Below are 16205 nucleotides of genomic sequence, written 5' to 3'. Positions count from 1 at the left end.
TAGGGGACTCCTTCCTGAGGTCATTTAGATTACCCATTATAACATTTTTATAGAACTGCTCCCATACAAAAAGCCGCCTTGACCAGGCAGCTTTTCCCTTACTTAGAACTGAGCATTCGTTTTCCCAGTCGCTCAAACAACCGTGGAAATAGAACATAGACGACACTTCCCAGGTTCATCCAGCGCGGCAGATTGATCTCCCTCGTTTTCGTCAGCATGCTTTCAACGACCTTATTTGCCACATACTCTGGCTGAAGCATATACCGCTGAACATTTTTAACATAAGTGCCCTTTTCATCGGCAATGTTAAAAAAATTAGTGGCAATCGGCCCCGGATTCACAGAGGTTACCTGAACATTATAGTCGGAGAGCTCCATTCTAAGAGCATTGGTGTAGCCAAGAACAGCATGCTTAGTGGCAGAATAGACACTCGATTTCGGAGTGGCAATTTTTCCAGCTTGTGAAGCAATATTAATAATATGCCCAAAGCGCCGCTCGCGCATTTGCGGCAGCACCATGTTGGTACAGGCCATCAGCCCTACGACATTTACTTCAAACATTTCCTTAATTTCATCTATTGGGGCTTCATGCGCTTCACGGAAAACCCCAAAGCCTGCATTATTCACAAGTATGTCTATTTGTCCTATTTCAGCAAAAATCTGCTTAAAAACGCTTTGAACTTGATTAGTATCAGACACATCAAGCTGAAAAACATCTACTCTTACTTGATAATTTTGCTGCAATACTGCCTGCAGCTTTTCAAGCTTATCAATGCTTCGTGCAAGGAGGACTAGATTAGCGCCGCTTGCCGCGCAAAGTTTGGCGATTTCTGCTCCGATTCCTCCAGATGCACCAGTAATGACAATATTTTTACCTTTTAACTGTTCCCTAACCATTTATACACCCCATCAGAGTTAATCCCGTGGATTTGCTTGATATACCACAGGCTGACCAGCTCTACTAATAATCTCCCCGATAGAGGCTAAATAGTCAAGCTGAGCAACCGTTTCCGAAATCGTCAACATCAATTCACGTTGATAGACAGATGGAAACAGCCGCTGGCAGATTTGAAATACAGTAAGTTCCTCTTCCTTAAGCCAAGTTTTCACCGTCATCGCACGCTCATGCTGGCGGGTTAGCCTTTTTTCAATTAGTTCAGCTAACTGATAGACTTCATCACCATGACCGGTATAGACACAATGAATCGGATAGTGAAGCAGTTTTTTCATCGAATCGTTATGCTGAAGCTGCGGCTTAGGCCTCTCTTCTTCTCCAGGCGCCGGCGGCTCAAGTAATGGATTAGGTGAAATATGAGCAAGTATTAAATCCCCGCCAATCAAAACTCCGTCCTTTTCCCTAAAAAGCGCAATTTGACTTTGTGCATGTCCAGGGGTTTCGATTACCTTCCAATCGTGTAGTCCCAGAGGTCTCATGCCCTCCAAGAGATGTCCGGTAAGCGACCGATTACACATATACTTCATCGTCTTTCTTAGTTTTGGAAGTATCGTAAAATATTCCTCCGGTAATCCGAACGCCTTAAAATGCTCTAGGAAAAAATATTCTTGTTCTTGAAAAAAAGCTTCATTTGGATGAATCCATCTTTCATTAAGCGGGTGTCCATACACCTCTAACGAATTGGGAAAAAAATCGAGCATCCCGGCATGATCGGGGTGATGATGAGTAAGCACTACCTGCTCGATATCATTCGGGCTTAAATCTAATTCAGCCATTTGTTCTGTCAGGGAATTCCACGATTCTTCCGTTTTCGCGCCCGTATCAACGAGCGTTAAACGTTCCCCCCTAATCAAATAAACATTAACATCGCCAACAGCAAAAGGAGTCGGCAACGTAATCTTGGCAATTCCATCTTTCCATTCAGTCATTTTCAAAACCCCTTAACATAATGGTTAATTTAAAGTGTAACGATTATTTTTTCCAATGTCATTATATTTACATAATTTTTTAGAAAAAATAAAAAATTCTTTAAATTTATTTCTTGACAGACAGGCTATTTTTCTTGCATAATCACTATTAAAATTTCATTTGTTCGAAGCGATGAGTAAGGCCAGTAAATGAGAAATGGCAAAAGAGAGTGAAGCTCGAAGGCTGAAAGGCTTCACCGCCCTCTTAATCATTGAACCTACCTTATGAGCATTTAGGAAAACCTAACGTATGTCCGGCGTTAACGGAGTCGAGTGAACCCTTGTTGTGTATTGTTCCAACTTGGGTAAATGAAGGTGGTACCGCGGAAGATAGACCTTTCGTCCTTTGTGGATGAAGGGTCTTTTTGTTTTTTTCGCAAACATTAAGGAGGGATAATCATGAAAAAAATCGCAATTGTTGGCGCAGGTTCGATGGCTGAAGCCTTTATTTCCGGCATTCTCGAAAAAGGTTTAATTGATAGAAAAAATATATGGGTAACAAATAATTCTAATCAGGAACGATTAAATAAACTAAAAGAGCGATATGGTGTCCGGGGAACGTATGATTTGAATGTACTTTTTGATGGGGCGGACATTGTGATGTTAGCAATGAAACCAAAGGATGCGGCATCGGCAATCGACTATATTCGCGGGCATTTAACCGAGCAAATGCTGGTTGTTTCTGTTCTAGCAGGGGTTTCGATGAATACAATTGAGACTCTAGCAAATAAATCCCTTTCCATCGCTAGGTCCATGCCTAATACGTCTGCGGCAGTAGGAAAATCGGCGACCGCCATCGCAGTTAATAAGCGTGTCACCACCGAGCAGCTAGAAACTACTAAAAAGCTGTTTGGAACAGTCGGGCTTGCAGCCTTTGTTGCCGAAGAACAGCTCGATGCTGTAACAGGTTTGTCCGGCAGCGGCCCAGCCTATATTTATTACCTGATTGAGGCAATGGAAAAAAGTGCCGTAGAGGTTGGATTAGAAAAGGAAATGGCAAGTGAATTAATTGTGCAAACGTTAATAGGAGCGGCAGAGATGGTTAAAAACTCCAGTAAAACCTCGACGCAGCTTCGGAAAGAAGTGACAAGTCCAGGCGGTACAACGGAAGCCGGTATTCGGATTCTGGAGGAAAACGGGGTTCAAGAGGCATTCATTTCCTGTATTAAAGCAGCCACTGCCCAATCAAGGAAAATGGGAGATGCCCTCTGTTCACAGCTTAAGGTAGGAAAAACAAATTAAAAAGTTGTATCGTAATCCATAGTTCTCTTAAACTAATAGTATAACATTGATTATAGAGGGCTGAAGATATGGACACCATACTTACCGTTTTATTCTCTTTGGGCATAATGGTTTGGATTGTTTTTCTCATAGATGCCCATTTTGGTTTTAAAAATTTAGATACGCTTGAATGCGAAGAAAGCTTAGAAAATGGGCCATTATTGTCGGTAATTGTGGCAGCCCGTAATGAAGAGACACAAATAAGATCAAGCATCATCAGTCAACTGAGGCAAACCTATAGAAATGTGGAATGGATTCTTGTCAATGACCGTTCAAGTGATCATACCGGAAAAATCATGAACGAATTAATGGGACTTGACTCGCGAATAAAAGTTCTCCACATTAAGAACTTGCCTGGGGGCTGGCTTGGGAAAAATCATGCTTTATATCAAGGTTCTCTGGGGGCCTCAGGCAAATGGCTATTATTTACAGATGCGGATGTAAAGTATGAAAAAGAAGCATTCGCAAAGGCCCTCCATTATTTTGAAAAACACCAGCTGGATCATTTAACAGCGGCACCAAATTTGAACGCAAACAATTTTTGGCTGAAAACCTTTGTCGCCTTCTTCCTATTTGGCTTCTCCTATTTTAAGCGGCCATGGTCTGCAAATAACCCAAAGTCGAAAATCGGTACGGGAATTGGGGCGTTTAACCTCGTATCAAAAGCGGCCTATGAAGAGTTTGGTACGCATGAAAAAGTGAAAATGCGGCCGGATGATGATTTGCAGCTGGGGATGAAAATGAAAAAAGCAGGATACCGGCAAAGGATTGCCACCGCGCTCAAATTAATTGAAGTCGAATGGTATGGCAGCTTAAAAGAGGCATTTGTGGGTCTTGAAAAAAATACATTTGCAGGACTAAATTATCGAATCAGCATGGTGCTTTTCTCGATATTTGGAGTTTTTGTCACTCATGTGCTCCCCTTTGTGACAGTTTTTTCGAAAAATAAAACCATTGCCCTGCTCAGTTTAGGAAATATTGCGGCGAGTGGAATTCTGTATTGGATGATCGTGAAGAAAATGACGCGATTCTCCCCTTTTCTTTTTGCAGTATTTCCGATTACGGCCTTGCTGTTTATTTATTCAATTATTAGAGCAAGTATCCTTACGTTTAAACGTGGAGGAATAGTCTGGAGAGGCACCACCTACCGATTAAGCGAGCTTAGAGATAACGACTGAAGCAGAATTTTTAATTATCTTGGAGCCTTTTGCTATACTAAGATTGTAAAAAAATAGTTGAAGGAGGCTCCTTAACATGACAGCTAAATTATTTACTCCTTATACAATTAAGGGTGTGACATTCAAAAACAGAATTGTCATGGCGCCAATGTGCATGTATTCCAGTCATAATGAGGATGGGCATATTCAAAACTGGCATCGCACGCATTACACAAGCAGGGCAGTTGGCCAGGTCGGCCTCATTATTGTAGAAGCAACAGCAGTAACACCTCAGGGACGGATTTCAACACAGGATTTAGGCATCTGGAATGATGACCATATTGCAGGATTCCAAGAACTAGTTAAGCTTGGTAAAGAACACGGGGCCAAAATGGGCATTCAGCTAGCACACGCAGGTCGAAAAGCGATGTTAGAAGGAGAAATTTTTGCCCCTTCCGCGCTCGCTTTCAATGATAAAATGAAAACACCAAAGGAAATGACAAAATCCGAAATTGAAGAAACCGTGGAAGCTTTTAAGAAGGGTGCCGAGCGGGCTGCCGAGGCTGGCTTTGATGTAATTGAGATTCACGGAGCGCATGGATATTTGATAAACGAATTCCTTTCACCTCTTTCCAACAAAAGAACCGATGAATACGGAGGATCAGCTGAAAATCGCTACCGATTCTTGCAAGAAGTCATTGATGCCATCAAAGCAGTTTGGGAGGGGCCCCTTTTTGTGCGTGTTTCCGCTCATGATTACCATGATGACGGCTTAAAACCGGAAGATTACATAACCTTCTCTCAGTGGATGAAAGAACAGGGTGTCGATTTAATTGACGTAAGCTCTGGTGCAGTGGTTCCGGCACCCATTAATGTTTATCCGGGCTATCAGGTTAAATATGCAGAGGCGATTATGAATGGTGCTGACATCCCTACCGGTGCAGTTGGCTTAATCACTTCCGGGATTCAGGCGGAGGAAATTTTACAAAACGAACGGGCCGAATTAGTCTTTTTAGCACGTGAATTATTAAGGGATCCATACTGGCCAAGAACCGCAGCGAAAGAACTTGGTGTCAGCATTGAAGGACCAAAACAATACGAGCGCGGCTGGATCTAATAAACTACAAAGCACTTACCAGATATCTGGGTAAGTGCCTTTTTATTTATTTAAGAGAAATATTAATTTCTTTAAAATCCTCAGATATGTCCGTATTTGGAAAGATTTCTTTGGCTTCGTCAACTAATTCTTTCCAGGCATTTCGATCATAACGTGAACTGATATGGGTCAGGCACAACTCCTTACATCCTGCCTCTCTGGCAATTTCTGCAGCTTGATGGGTTGTGGAATGAAAGTAATCGGATGCCAGCTGTTCTTCTCCTTTTGCAAACGTTGCTTCATGGATTAAAAGGTCAGCATTTTTTGCTAAAACAATGGCATTTTCGCAAAATCGAGTATCTCCTAAAATGGTAACGATTCTCCCCTTTTGTTCAGGACCAAGAAACTGATGCGGCTCAATGATTCTGCCATCATCAAGAGTTATTGCTTCACCATTCTTAATCTTTCTAAAAATAGGACCTGGCTGAACACCTGCTTCAATTAACTTATCGGCAAGCAACGTACCGGGCCTGTCCTTTTCGACAATCCGATACCCATAGGAAGGTATTCCGTGATCGAGCAAACGAGCTTCGACGGAAAACTGATCATCTTCAAAAATAATGCCCTCGGAGATTTCAATGACGGACAACGAATACTTTAAATAGGTTTGACTTAAGGATAGACTAACATGAATAAACTCTTTTATCCCTTTGGGTCCAAATACTGTTACTTCGGTATCCCCGCCCTGAAAAGATCGGCTCGATAACAGGCCTGGAAGACCGTATATATGATCCCCATGAAGATGGGTTATGAAGATTTTTTCAATTCTCCGAGGTTTAATCGATGTATGCAGGATTTGATGCTGCGTTGCTTCACCGGCATCGAATAACCACACTGCACCCCGCTCCTCCAATAATTTAAGGGCAATGGACGTGACATTGCGAAGCTTTGCGGGCATTCCTGCGCCGGTTCCTAAGAAAAAAATGTCCAAATTCTAATCTCCTCTCTATACCGAACATACTTCCAAATACTATAGCATAAACTGCTGCAGATTGCTTCTCTACCTGTTTTGTCTTAGTAATTTGATACATGCAAATCATTATATTTGCGAAACCTAATCATAAGCGCTAAATTAAATACTTGTTAAGTATAAACTACATAAGCATCAAACTTTAGAAATGAGGGCTTTTAACGTGGAAGAAAACATGACTTCTTTAATCATGATTTTTGGAGCAACTGGTGATTTAGCGAAAAGGAAGCTTTTCCCTTCTCTTTACCGGTTATACAATAAAGGGAAATTTCATAAATTTGCGGTAATTGGCGTTGCCAGGAGACCTATGCCTAAGGATGATTTTCAGGCATCTGTGAAGGAATCCGTAGTATCGGCAATTGGAAACAATGAAAATATTGATGAATTCATCTCGCATTTTTATTATCAAGCACATGATGTATCTGATTCAAATTCCTACGCCTCCTTAAAAACCTTTGCCGACCAAATTGATGAACACTATAAACTGGAAGGAAACCGCATTTTTTACTTAGCCATGGCACCGGAATTTTTCGGTCCAATCGCCTTGCATTTAAAATCCGATGGACTTACAGATGTATCGGGCTATAAGCGCCTTGTCATTGAAAAACCATTCGGACATGATTTAGAATCCGCAAAAGAATTAAACAACCAAATTCGAACCGCTTTTTCGGAAAAAGAAGTGTACCGGATCGATCACTATTTAGGAAAAGAAATGGTGCGGAATATCGAAGTCATTCGATTTGCCAATGCCATTTTTGAACCCCTTTGGAATAATCGATACATCTCCAATATCCAAATTACTTCCAGCGAAACACTTGGTGTGGAAGAACGCGGCCGCTATTATGAGTCTAGCGGCGCCCTTAGAGATATGCTCCAAAACCATATGATGCAAATGGTGGCATTACTGGCGATGGAGCCGCCAATCAGGCTGACAACAGATGAAATTCGGTCTGAAAAAGTCAGGGTGTTTCGTGCACTCCGAGCAGTCGAAGGTGATGAAGTAAATGAGTATTTCGTACGCGGGCAATATGGCGAGGGCGAAATGGATGAAAAGCCGGTTCCAAAATACCGTGATGAACCTATGGTTGATAAAGAATCCAATACCGAAACCTATGTGGCTGGAAAAGTGATGATTGATAATTTCCGCTGGGCCGGCGTTCCTTTTTATATTCGAACTGGAAAAAGACTCAAGGTTAAATCGACCAAAATCGTCATTCAATTTAAAGATATTCCAATGAATTTATATTACCAAACCGAAAAAATGCTGAACCCAAATCTCCTTGTTATTCATATACAGCCTGAAGAGGGAATCACTCTGCACCTAAATGCCAAAAAAGCAGGTGGCCATTTAGATGCACAAGAAGTAAGATTAAGCTTTGCAAATACCGGTATTCATGCAATGAATACGCCTGAAGGGTACGAAAAGCTGCTTTATGATTGTATGCGCGGCGATGCCACGAATTTCACCCATTGGGATGAGGTTGCCTATTCTTGGGCTTTTGTAGACAAAATTTCAGCTGTTTGGCAGCAAACAAAAGCAGATTTTCCAAATTATGTATCAGGTTCAAAGGGACCTGATGCAGCAGATGCGCTTTTAGAAAAAGACGGCTTCTTCTGGTGGCCAGTAACAGAATTAGAAGTGGATATTTGCAAATAATTAATAAAGCTCCACTTGCTCTATATGGGCAATGTGGAGCTTTTTACTCTTCATCCTCTTTTTGCTGAGGAAAAGAACGAAGAAAATCCTTATTAAAGCTTGTGCCTGTTCCGATTTTGAGACTAGTGTCAACGTTATGAGTTCCGGCATTCTCAATAATATTTTTCCCATACTTTTCACGGAGGCCGGAAAGAGTTTTAAGTAACGGTTCCTTTTTAGCATCATGTTCGTATGAAAATAAATCTAACTGTTTAAAAGCTTGGTCCTGTTCAACTAAATCAAAACCAGTTATTCCCAACAAACGAATGGCATCACCATTCCAAGATTTTAGAAACAGCTGTTTCGCAAACGCTGCAATATCATCTTTTTGATTAATAGGGTTCGCTAATTTTTTGCTTCTGGTAATTGTTCGGCGGTCCTTATAACGGATGGTAATTCCCAAAGTCGCAGCCAAAACATTTTTTCGCTTTATCCTTATAGAAACCGTTTCAGCTAGCGACTCAAGGACATGAAAAAGCTCTTGCTGATTGCTGATGTCTCGAGGCAGGGTTGTGGAATTGCCAATGCTTTTAAATTCCTCGATTGATTCAGGGTCAACCGGCCGTTGATCAATTCCATTTGCCCGCTCTTTGATGCGGACTCCATTTATTCCCAAAAGGGTTTTTAATTGAATTTCATTTCCCTTTGCTAAATCACCAATGGTGTGAATCCCAATAGTCGTAAGTTTTTCCGCTGTCTTATTGCCCACTCCATGCATTTCGTTTGTGTTTAAAGGCCAAAGCACTGCTGGAATATCTCGCTTGCGAAGGATGGTAATCCCTAGCGGCTTTTTCATATCTGATGCCATCTTTGCTAAAAATTTATTCGGAGCAATACCGATACTGCATGGTAAATCCAGCTGCTCAAGTATTCTTTTTTGGATGTTTTCTGCTATTTCAATAGGACTGCCAAATTGAAAGCTTTCTGTTATATCCATGTACCCCTCATCAATCGAAACAGGTTCTACAAGTGTTGTGTAATGCCTTAGGATGTCAAACATCCCCATAGAGGCAGCCCGGTAACGATCAAAATTAGGAGATTTTACGATTAACTGCGGACAAAGCTTTTTGGCTTCCCAGAGCGGCATCGTTGTTTTCACACCGAACTTCCTTGCTTCATAGCTGCAGGTGACGATGATTCCTCGTCTTTCCTCCGCGTTTCCGGCAATGGCTAGCGGTTTTCCCTTAAGAGATGGGTCATACGCCATTTCAACTGATGCGTAAAAACTATTCATATCAACATGTAAAATGACACGACCATTCTTCGGATACATTTCCTTCATGCCGACACACTTCCTAAAACAATTGATAATTTAAGTATAACAAAAAGGAGAGCCCTTGGCCCTCCTTCAAAATTATTGATTGGTTACTTCGTTGATAATCGCAATGGTCATTTCTGCCAGCTTGTATAGTTCTTCAATCGGCATGCGTTCGTTGGTGGTATGAATTTCTTCATAGCCAACGGCAAGGTTAACGGTTGGAATGCCGAATCCAGCGATTACGTTAGCATCACTGCCCCCTCCGCTATGCTGCAATTCACAGCTGCGGCCGATTTTCCCGGCAGCCTTGCGGGCGATTTCTACTACTTGATCACCTTCGCCGAATTTGAAGCCTGGGTACATGATTTCTACTTCTACCTCTGCTCTGCCGCCCATTTCAGCTGCAACGGTTTCATAAGCTTCCTTCATCTTACCGACCTGTGCTTCCATTTTCTCAGGGATCAAGGAACGTGCTTCAGCTAAAATGTCAACACGGTCGCAAACGATATTTGTAGCAGAACCACCTTCAAAACGGCCAATATTTGCCGTTGTTTCTTGATCAATTCTTCCTAACGGCATTCTGGAAATTGCTTTGGCAGCGATGGTAATCGCCGAAACCCCTTTCTCTGGAGCGACACCGGCATGAGCAGTTTTTCCATAAATAGTCGTTTTCACTTTTGCTTGGGTTGGAGCTGCTACAATCACATTACCAACTAATCCATCACTATCAAGCGCATAGCCATATTTTGCTTTCATTAAGGAAGGGTCAAGGGCTTTTGCACCAACTAAACCTGATTCTTCACCAACCGTGATAACAAATTGGATTAAACCGTGCTCAATGTTCTGTTCTTTTAAAACACGAATAGTTTCAAGCATAACAGAAATCCCCGTTTTATCATCTGCACCTAGTATTGTGGTACCATCCGTTACAACATAGCCATCCTTTATCGATGGTTTTACTCCTTTCGCAGGAGTAACCGTATCCATATGGCAGGTAAAATAAATCGGATCAATCCCTTCTTTAGTAGCCGCTAAATTACATACTAAGTTTCCTGCACCATGTCCAGTCACAGCTGTTGTATCGTCTTCGAAAACATCAAGACCTAAATCAGAAAATTTTTGTTTTAAAATCTTTGCAATTTCAGTCTCAAATTTTGTTTCCGAGTCAATTTGTACAAGTTCTAAAAATTCATTTAAAAGACGTTCCTGATTAATCATTTGTAGAAACCCTCCCAGTTATGTACTCACTATTTCAGTATACCTTTTCAAGTTCATACCATCAAATAAAAGGCAGGTTATAGACCTGCCTTTTACAATTTATAAAGGAATATTTCCATGTTTTTTATATGGTCTGGACTCTTTTTTATTTCTGAGCATGTCGAGTGCTTGAATAATTTTGATTCTCGTTTCCCGCGGGTCTATGACATCATCGACCATTCCTCTTGATGCAGCCACATACGGATTCGCGAATTTTTCCCGATACTCTTCAATCTTTTGCTGCCTTGTTTGTTCTGGATTTTCACTGTTTTGAATTTCCTTAGAAAAAATAATATTTGCTGCACCTTGTGGACCCATTACCGCAATTTCTGCATTTGGCCATGCGAATACAAGGTCTGCCCCAATCGATTTACTGTTAAGGGCTACGTACGCCCCTCCATATGCCTTCCTTAAAATTACTGTCAATTTAGGTACGGTTGCTTCGGAGTAGGCAAATAAAATCTTTGCACCATGACGGATGATTCCTCCGTGCTCCTGCTTAACGCCTGGGAAGAACCCCGTCACATCTTCAAAAGTAATAATAGGAATGTTAAACGCATCGCAGGTTCTAATAAATCTTGAAGCTTTATCAGATGAGTCAATATCTAGACCCCCAGCCATAACCTTTGGCTGATTACAGACAAGGCCGACCGGTTCGCCCTTAATTCTCGCGAATCCTACGACAATATTTTTTGCGAAATCCTTTTGAATTTCCATAAAGGAGTCGCCGTCTACTACTTGTTCAATCACCTTCCGAACATCATAAGGCCTTACTGCATCAAAGGGAATAACGTCGGTTAAATCCGGACGGTAATCATTTTCTACCTCCGAATTAAGCCTTGGCGGTTTTTCTTCATTGTTTTGCGGCAGGTAACCTAAAAGCTTTCGAACATCCTTCAGCACTTCCGCCTCAGTCGAAGCACGGAAATGGGCGTTGCCGCTAATCGAGTTATGGACATCCGCCCCGCCAAGGTCTTCTGCACTTATTTTTTCACCGGTTACCGTCTCGATTACCTTAGGACCGGTAATGAACATTTGGCTTGTTTTTTCGACCATAAACACAAAATCCGTAATGGCTGGAGAATAAACTGCACCGCCGGCACATGGACCCATAATGACGGAAATTTGCGGAATGACCCCTGAATAAATGGCATTACGGTAAAAAATATGGCCATAACCATCCAGCGAGACAACACCTTCCTGGATTCTAGCGCCGCCGGAATCATTCAGACCAACAAATGGAGCGCCATTTTTCGCCGCTAAATCCATCACATTGGCAATCTTTTTAGCATGCATTTCCCCTAAGGCACCGCCAAAAACAGTAAAGTCTTGGGAAAATAAATAAATCGGACGGCCATTTACCTTGCCGTAACCGGTTACAACTCCATCGCCAGGCCCTTTTTGTTCATCGAGCCCGAAATCATTGGTACGATGCTCAATAAATGGATTTAGTTCAACAAAGCTTCCTTTATCAACTAAAAGCTCAATTCTTTCTCGGGCAGTCAGTTTCCCTTTTTCATGCTGTTTATCGATTCGCTCGTCGCCGCCGCCTAGCTCAACCTCTCTGCGCTTATCATACAATTCGTTAATTTTTTCATAGATGTCGATCATGTTACCCCTTCAGTCCTTTCTTTTCACATAACTCGTATAATACACCTGAAGACGAATTTGGATGCATGAAGGCAATATGTGCTCCCCCTGCGCCCAGCCTTGGGCTTTCGTCAATCATACGAATCCCTTTTTCTTTCAATTCCGAAATTCTTTCTTCAATAGAGTTTACTCCAAGTGCGACATGGTGAATGCCTTCACCGCGTTTTTCAATAAATTTAGCGATGGTACTTTCCTCTGACATAGGTTCCAGCAGTTCGAGTTTAGTTTCCCCTGCCTGCAAAAATGCAACTTTAACCTTTTGGCTTTCAACCACTTCAATTTTTAATAGTGGCAGACTTAATACTTCCGTATAAAAAGGTAATGCATTCTCTAATGATTTAACAGCTATTCCGATATGGTCGACTTTTTTAATCATGTTTTCCCCTCTGTTCCAATATAAAAATAATTCGACAATTATTGTATTCGGTAAAAAGTTCATAATTCCTTCCTAAATTGCCGGAGTTGTTCCATTGTTCATTTAGGCTTTTCCCTGTACAATATAAATATAGGTTTATAAATGAAGGAGGTCCCTAGATTGTCAAAAAAGAATAATCGTAAAATTGTTGTTTATTTAATGTTGTTTGCCATGCTTGCGTCAACCCTCCTAATTGGAATCGGCCAATTTATTCGTTAACCATATAAAAGGGAATGTTCAATTCGAACATTCCCTTTCCTCATTTTATTGCTCCATTTTCTTGGGCCAGCAATTCAAAGGATTTTTTTGAAGAAGTGACAAGAATCTTTGTCCCCAACGGGATTAATGGAAATAACGATTTTATTACCTCATTTTGCGAGCGGATACAGCCCTGTGAAACATATTTTCCAATTGAAGCAGGCTGATTGGTCCCATGAATTCCGTAGGTCCTGCCATCCGTTCCCTTTGCATCAAAGCCAATCCATCTAGCCCCTAGAGGATTTTTCGGATCGCCGCCAGGAATATTCTCTCTTCGAAAATATGGTTCCTTTGCTTTTACAGTAATCGTAAAAAGTCCTTCGGGTGTTAATTCTTGTGTCTTGCCTGTTCCAACACTAACCACTGTTTGAACTTTGTTCTCACTAATAAAAGCCAGTTCATTTTTACTCTTATTGACAATGACAAATGGTGCTCCTGGTACTGGATTTGGTCCTAACGGCCAAAGCGGAGAAAGGAAAAAAGCAATCAGGATTGGCGATAAGATTTTTATCAAATTCATCCACCTGCCTTTTTTTTCCTAGTTTGCTTCAACTTTCTTCCTTTCATTCATGAAAGATTCCATTCCTTTAAATGAACTTTTAATAATGAGGTAGTTATTCATTTCTTTCACTAATTGAAGCAGTGCTGCCCTCGTTTCAAATTCCTCTCTAGTTTTTGGAAGCTCCATTTCTTCAAATTCCTTTTTCATGTCTCTTAATTTTTCAATATAAATATGAGCTGTATTTCCAGGATGAACATTTTCAGACAATTCTTCCAGGAAGTCAGCAACCATCTTCCCTTGCCTAACTGTTCTGGTAATGGAGGTGACAATCGGCATGACACGTTCAATGATTTCAAATTGCTTTTCTCTCATTTTGAAATAATGAAAATAAAGATTCTCATCTCTTAAAAGATGATTTTCTACATCTCTGAAAGCTAGTGCTTTTGCCTCTTCGAGCAAGCGGGCACATTCAGTAATCTCTTTCCCTCCCCAATCGCTTTCACCCGCTCGTAAGTATCGAACCAATTCGCATAAAATAATTTTAAAGTTTTCTTCTAATTTACGTTGATAGTCCCTTAGTTTTCTATCGGCACTTGGCATATAAAGATTGATGAGGAGAGCCACTCCGATTCCTGTAATAATGACACCTAGCTCATTTAAAAAATTTGCCACAGAAATTTTTTGAGCCATGTAAATATGTAGAATTATGACACTGCTAGTAACAATACCGTCCTTGGCCTTTAACATGACAAGAATTGGGATAAAGAAAAACAGCATAACCCCGATAACGATTGGATGGTACGCGATTCCCTCAAAGAACAAAGCAGAAAAAGGCATGGCTAATACACATGCCAAAAATCGATCCCAGGAGGTCCTAAGAGACCTTCTTTTCGTCACTTGAATACATAAAATAGTTAAAATCCCTGCAGAAGCGTAATTGTTAAGGCCAAGCTGCTGGGCGATTAAGATTGAAGCTGCAGTGCCTACTGCAGTTTTGATTGTCCGATAACCAATGCGAAATTTCATTTAAACTCTCCTATATTAATAAAGGCTCTGAGAAACTTAGTTGTTGATTTGCGCTCCAGCCGCGTGCGGTTCGCGGGCGTGCCGGGGAGCCTCCTCGGCGCTTTGGCGCCTGCGGGGTCTCCCCTGACCCGTACTCCCGCAGGAGTCTTCGCGCCTTCCGCTTCAATCAACAGTGTTAAATATCAACAACTGCCTTTAATTTAGCCCAAATAAAAAGATGATCATAATGACCATCTTTTATTATCTTCAGTAATATAATTATAACACTTTTTCCAGAAAGTCCTTTGCTCTGGTTGTACGAGGATTATTAAAAAATTCATTTGGAGAGCCTTCTTCTAATAATTTTCCCTCATCCAGAAACATGATGCGGTCAGAAACCTCCCGTGCAAATCCCATTTCATGGGTTACAATGGCCATGGTCATTCCTGATTGTGCCAGGTCCTTCATAACGTTCAAAACTTCTTTTACCATTTCCGGGTCAAGCGCTGAAGTAGGTTCATCAAACAACATCAGCTTTGGTTCCATTGCCAAAGCACGAGCAATGGCAACACGCTGCTTCTGTCCGCCTGAAAGATTATTTGGATAAGCTTTCTCTTTTTCGGAAAGACCAACTTTAGCCAGCAATTCTCTAGCTTTTTTTTCAGCAGTTTCCCTTGATTCCCCTTGAACCTTCATCGGTGCGTAGGTTAAGTTTTCTAAAACTGTCAAATGGGGAAATAAATAAAAGTGCTGAAAAACCATACCAATTTGTTCACGAACTTTCATGATATTCGTTTTCCTGTCGGTAATCTCATGATTATTTATCCAGACCTTCCCTTGCGTTGGTGTCTCCAACAAATTCAAACAACGAAGGAAGGTGGACTTGCCGGAACCTGATGGTCCGATAATGGAAACAACTTCTCCACTATCAATATGGGTAGAAATATTTTTTAGGACTTCATTTTCTCCGAATTGTTTATAGAGGTTTTCTACTTTAATCACTAAATTTCATCCTCCTTTCAACTCGTTTACCAGCAAGTGTTAATCCCATAACTAATATCCAATAAATTAAACCAACAAATATCAAAGGCTCAAAGTTCCGATAGGTATCTGCTCCAACAACCTGAGCACGGCGCATTAAATCTAAATAACCAATTGTTGAAACAATAGCTGATTCTTTTGTTAAGGTAATAAATTCGTTCATAAGTGCAGGTAATATATTTTTTAACGCTTGGGGCAAAATTAGATCCTTCATCATTAAACGATAAGGGACTCCCAGTGCTTGCGCAGCTTCAGTTTGACCCTTATCTACCGCTTGAATTCCTGCCCTGATAATTTCAGAAACATAGGCTGATGAATTTAGGCCAAATGCTAAAATTGATGATAAAAATGGTGAAATGTCATAACCAGTTAATTGTGGAATAGCAAAATAGATAAGCATTAATTGCAAAATTAATGGTGTACCACGAAAAATAGATGTATAGGCATCTCCAAAAAAATTCAATGCTTTGTTCCGTGAAATCTTAAACAAGGCTAAAATAGTCCCAAGTGCAAATCCAAAAATAATCGAAAAAACAACAAATTTTAATGTAACCCATATTCCTTTTAGGATAAAAGGAATATAAGGCACAATTTGGCTAAAATCCAAATTCATGCCTTACACCTCACTTCAATATTT

16 protein-coding genes are annotated in these 16205 nt (G+C 40.9%); 5 read left to right on the top strand and 11 right to left on the bottom strand.

Translation table 11 applies throughout. The features are described from left to right. Window positions 1-98: 98 nt before the first annotated feature. Window positions 99-896, bottom strand: a complete 798-nt coding sequence (locus AC59HZ_RS02625) for an SDR family NAD(P)-dependent oxidoreductase (RefSeq protein ID WP_496544335.1) — start codon at window positions 894-896, stop codon at window positions 99-101. A gap of 18 nt (window positions 897-914) precedes the next feature. After that, complete coding sequence (locus tag AC59HZ_RS02620) at window positions 915-1883, bottom strand: MBL fold metallo-hydrolase (RefSeq protein WP_496544334.1); 969 nt, start codon at window positions 1881-1883, stop codon at window positions 915-917. A 438-nt stretch (window positions 1884-2321) separates the two neighbouring features. Between AC59HZ_RS02620 and proC the strand changes: the two genes are divergently transcribed. The 3 genes from proC to namA all read left to right on the top strand — a co-directional run bounded on the left by proC (window position 2322) and on the right by namA (window position 5477). Further along, window positions 2322-3164, top strand: a complete 843-nt coding sequence (gene proC, locus AC59HZ_RS02615; RefSeq protein WP_496544333.1) for a pyrroline-5-carboxylate reductase — start codon at window positions 2322-2324, stop codon at window positions 3162-3164. 68 nt (window positions 3165-3232) lie between these two features. Then, window positions 3233-4381, top strand: coding sequence for a glycosyltransferase family 2 protein (locus tag AC59HZ_RS02610; protein ID WP_496544332.1), 1149 nt, complete (start codon window positions 3233-3235; stop codon window positions 4379-4381). Window positions 4382-4457: 76 nt separating this feature from the next. Beyond that, window positions 4458-5477 (top strand): NADPH dehydrogenase NamA, encoded by a 1020-nt coding sequence (gene namA, locus AC59HZ_RS02605; protein ID WP_496544331.1) that lies wholly within the window; start codon window positions 4458-4460, stop codon window positions 5475-5477. A 46-nt stretch (window positions 5478-5523) separates the two neighbouring features. On the opposite strand, the gene rnz is transcribed toward namA, so the two are convergent. Further along, window positions 5524-6447, bottom strand: a complete 924-nt coding sequence (rnz, locus tag AC59HZ_RS02600) for a ribonuclease Z (RefSeq protein WP_496544330.1) — start codon at window positions 6445-6447, stop codon at window positions 5524-5526. 214 nt (window positions 6448-6661) lie between these two features. On the opposite strand from rnz, the gene zwf reads away from it, so the two are divergent. Further along, entirely contained in the window at window positions 6662-8143 is a 1482-nt protein-coding gene (gene zwf, locus AC59HZ_RS02595; RefSeq protein WP_496544329.1) for a glucose-6-phosphate dehydrogenase, read from the top strand. A 43-nt stretch (window positions 8144-8186) separates the two neighbouring features. Here zwf and AC59HZ_RS02590 read toward each other — a convergent pair whose 3' ends face one another. From AC59HZ_RS02590 to mce, 4 genes are all read right to left on the bottom strand, one after another. Further along, window positions 8187-9464 carry a DNA polymerase IV gene (locus tag AC59HZ_RS02590; RefSeq protein ID WP_496544328.1) on the bottom strand — a complete coding sequence of 426 codons (1278 nt, stop codon included), beginning with the start codon at window positions 9462-9464 and terminating at the stop codon, window positions 8187-8189. A gap of 72 nt (window positions 9465-9536) precedes the next feature. Beyond that, window positions 9537-10658, bottom strand: coding sequence for a tripeptidase T (locus AC59HZ_RS02585; RefSeq protein WP_496544327.1), 1122 nt, complete (start codon window positions 10656-10658; stop codon window positions 9537-9539). A 99-nt stretch (window positions 10659-10757) separates the two neighbouring features. Continuing rightward, complete coding sequence (locus AC59HZ_RS02580; RefSeq protein WP_496544326.1) at window positions 10758-12308, bottom strand: acyl-CoA carboxylase subunit beta; 1551 nt, start codon at window positions 12306-12308, stop codon at window positions 10758-10760. A gap of 1 nt (window position 12309) precedes the next feature. Beyond that, window positions 12310-12723: a methylmalonyl-CoA epimerase gene (gene mce / locus AC59HZ_RS02575; RefSeq protein WP_496544325.1), complete on the bottom strand. Its 414-nt coding sequence runs from the start codon at window positions 12721-12723 to the stop codon at window positions 12310-12312. A 159-nt stretch (window positions 12724-12882) separates the two neighbouring features. Between mce and prli42 the strand changes: the two genes are divergently transcribed. Further along, on the top strand, window positions 12883-12981 hold the full coding sequence (gene prli42 / locus AC59HZ_RS02570; protein WP_496544324.1) for a stressosome-associated protein Prli42: 99 nt from the start codon (window positions 12883-12885) through the stop codon (window positions 12979-12981). A 40-nt stretch (window positions 12982-13021) separates the two neighbouring features. Here the strand turns inward: prli42 and AC59HZ_RS02565 are convergent, their stop codons facing one another. The 4 genes from AC59HZ_RS02565 to AC59HZ_RS02550 all read right to left on the bottom strand — a co-directional run bounded on the left by AC59HZ_RS02565 (window position 13022) and on the right by AC59HZ_RS02550 (window position 16181). After that, window positions 13022-13540 (bottom strand): L,D-transpeptidase, encoded by a 519-nt coding sequence (locus tag AC59HZ_RS02565; RefSeq protein ID WP_496544323.1) that lies wholly within the window; start codon window positions 13538-13540, stop codon window positions 13022-13024. Between the two features lie 18 nt (window positions 13541-13558). Continuing rightward, entirely contained in the window at window positions 13559-14548 is a 990-nt protein-coding gene (locus AC59HZ_RS02560; RefSeq protein WP_496544322.1) for an aromatic acid exporter family protein, read from the bottom strand. A gap of 258 nt (window positions 14549-14806) precedes the next feature. Beyond that, window positions 14807-15529, bottom strand: a complete 723-nt coding sequence (locus tag AC59HZ_RS02555) for an amino acid ABC transporter ATP-binding protein (RefSeq protein ID WP_496544321.1) — start codon at window positions 15527-15529, stop codon at window positions 14807-14809. Next, entirely contained in the window at window positions 15522-16181 is a 660-nt protein-coding gene (locus tag AC59HZ_RS02550; RefSeq protein ID WP_496544320.1) for an amino acid ABC transporter permease, read from the bottom strand. The genes AC59HZ_RS02555 and AC59HZ_RS02550 overlap by 8 nt, the downstream gene beginning before the upstream one ends. Between the last annotated feature and the right edge of the window lie 24 nt (window positions 16182-16205).

This window comes from Neobacillus sp. DZ-9 (assembly GCF_059587065.1).
The sequence above is the reverse complement of the archived record's forward strand: the minus strand, read 5'-3'. Positions and strand labels throughout refer to the sequence as shown.

Bases quoted from the DNA above. Each gene is read 5' to 3' on its own strand.
- zwf (WP_496544329.1), top strand. From the start codon at position 6,662: ATGACTTCTTTAATCATGATTTTTGGAGCAACTGGTGATTTAGCGAAA.
- AC59HZ_RS02550 (WP_496544320.1), bottom strand. From the start codon at position 16,181: ATGAATTTGGATTTTAGCCAAATTGTGCCTTATATTCCTTTTATCCTA.
- AC59HZ_RS02620 (WP_496544334.1), bottom strand. From the start codon at position 1,883: ATGACTGAATGGAAAGATGGAATTGCCAAGATTACGTTGCCGACTCCT.
- proC (WP_496544333.1), top strand. From the start codon at position 2,322: ATGAAAAAAATCGCAATTGTTGGCGCAGGTTCGATGGCTGAAGCCTTT.
- AC59HZ_RS02565 (WP_496544323.1), bottom strand. From the start codon at position 13,540: ATGAATTTGATAAAAATCTTATCGCCAATCCTGATTGCTTTTTTCCTT.
- mce (WP_496544325.1), bottom strand. From the start codon at position 12,723: ATGATTAAAAAAGTCGACCATATCGGAATAGCTGTTAAATCATTAGAG.
- AC59HZ_RS02590 (WP_496544328.1), bottom strand. From the start codon at position 9,464: ATGAAGGAAATGTATCCGAAGAATGGTCGTGTCATTTTACATGTTGAT.
- AC59HZ_RS02625 (WP_496544335.1), bottom strand. From the start codon at position 896: ATGGTTAGGGAACAGTTAAAAGGTAAAAATATTGTCATTACTGGTGCA.
- AC59HZ_RS02585 (WP_496544327.1), bottom strand. From the start codon at position 10,658: ATGATTAATCAGGAACGTCTTTTAAATGAATTTTTAGAACTTGTACAA.
- namA (WP_496544331.1), top strand. From the start codon at position 4,458: ATGACAGCTAAATTATTTACTCCTTATACAATTAAGGGTGTGACATTC.
- AC59HZ_RS02610 (WP_496544332.1), top strand. From the start codon at position 3,233: ATGGACACCATACTTACCGTTTTATTCTCTTTGGGCATAATGGTTTGG.
- AC59HZ_RS02560 (WP_496544322.1), bottom strand. From the start codon at position 14,548: ATGAAATTTCGCATTGGTTATCGGACAATCAAAACTGCAGTAGGCACT.
- AC59HZ_RS02580 (WP_496544326.1), bottom strand. From the start codon at position 12,308: ATGATCGACATCTATGAAAAAATTAACGAATTGTATGATAAGCGCAGA.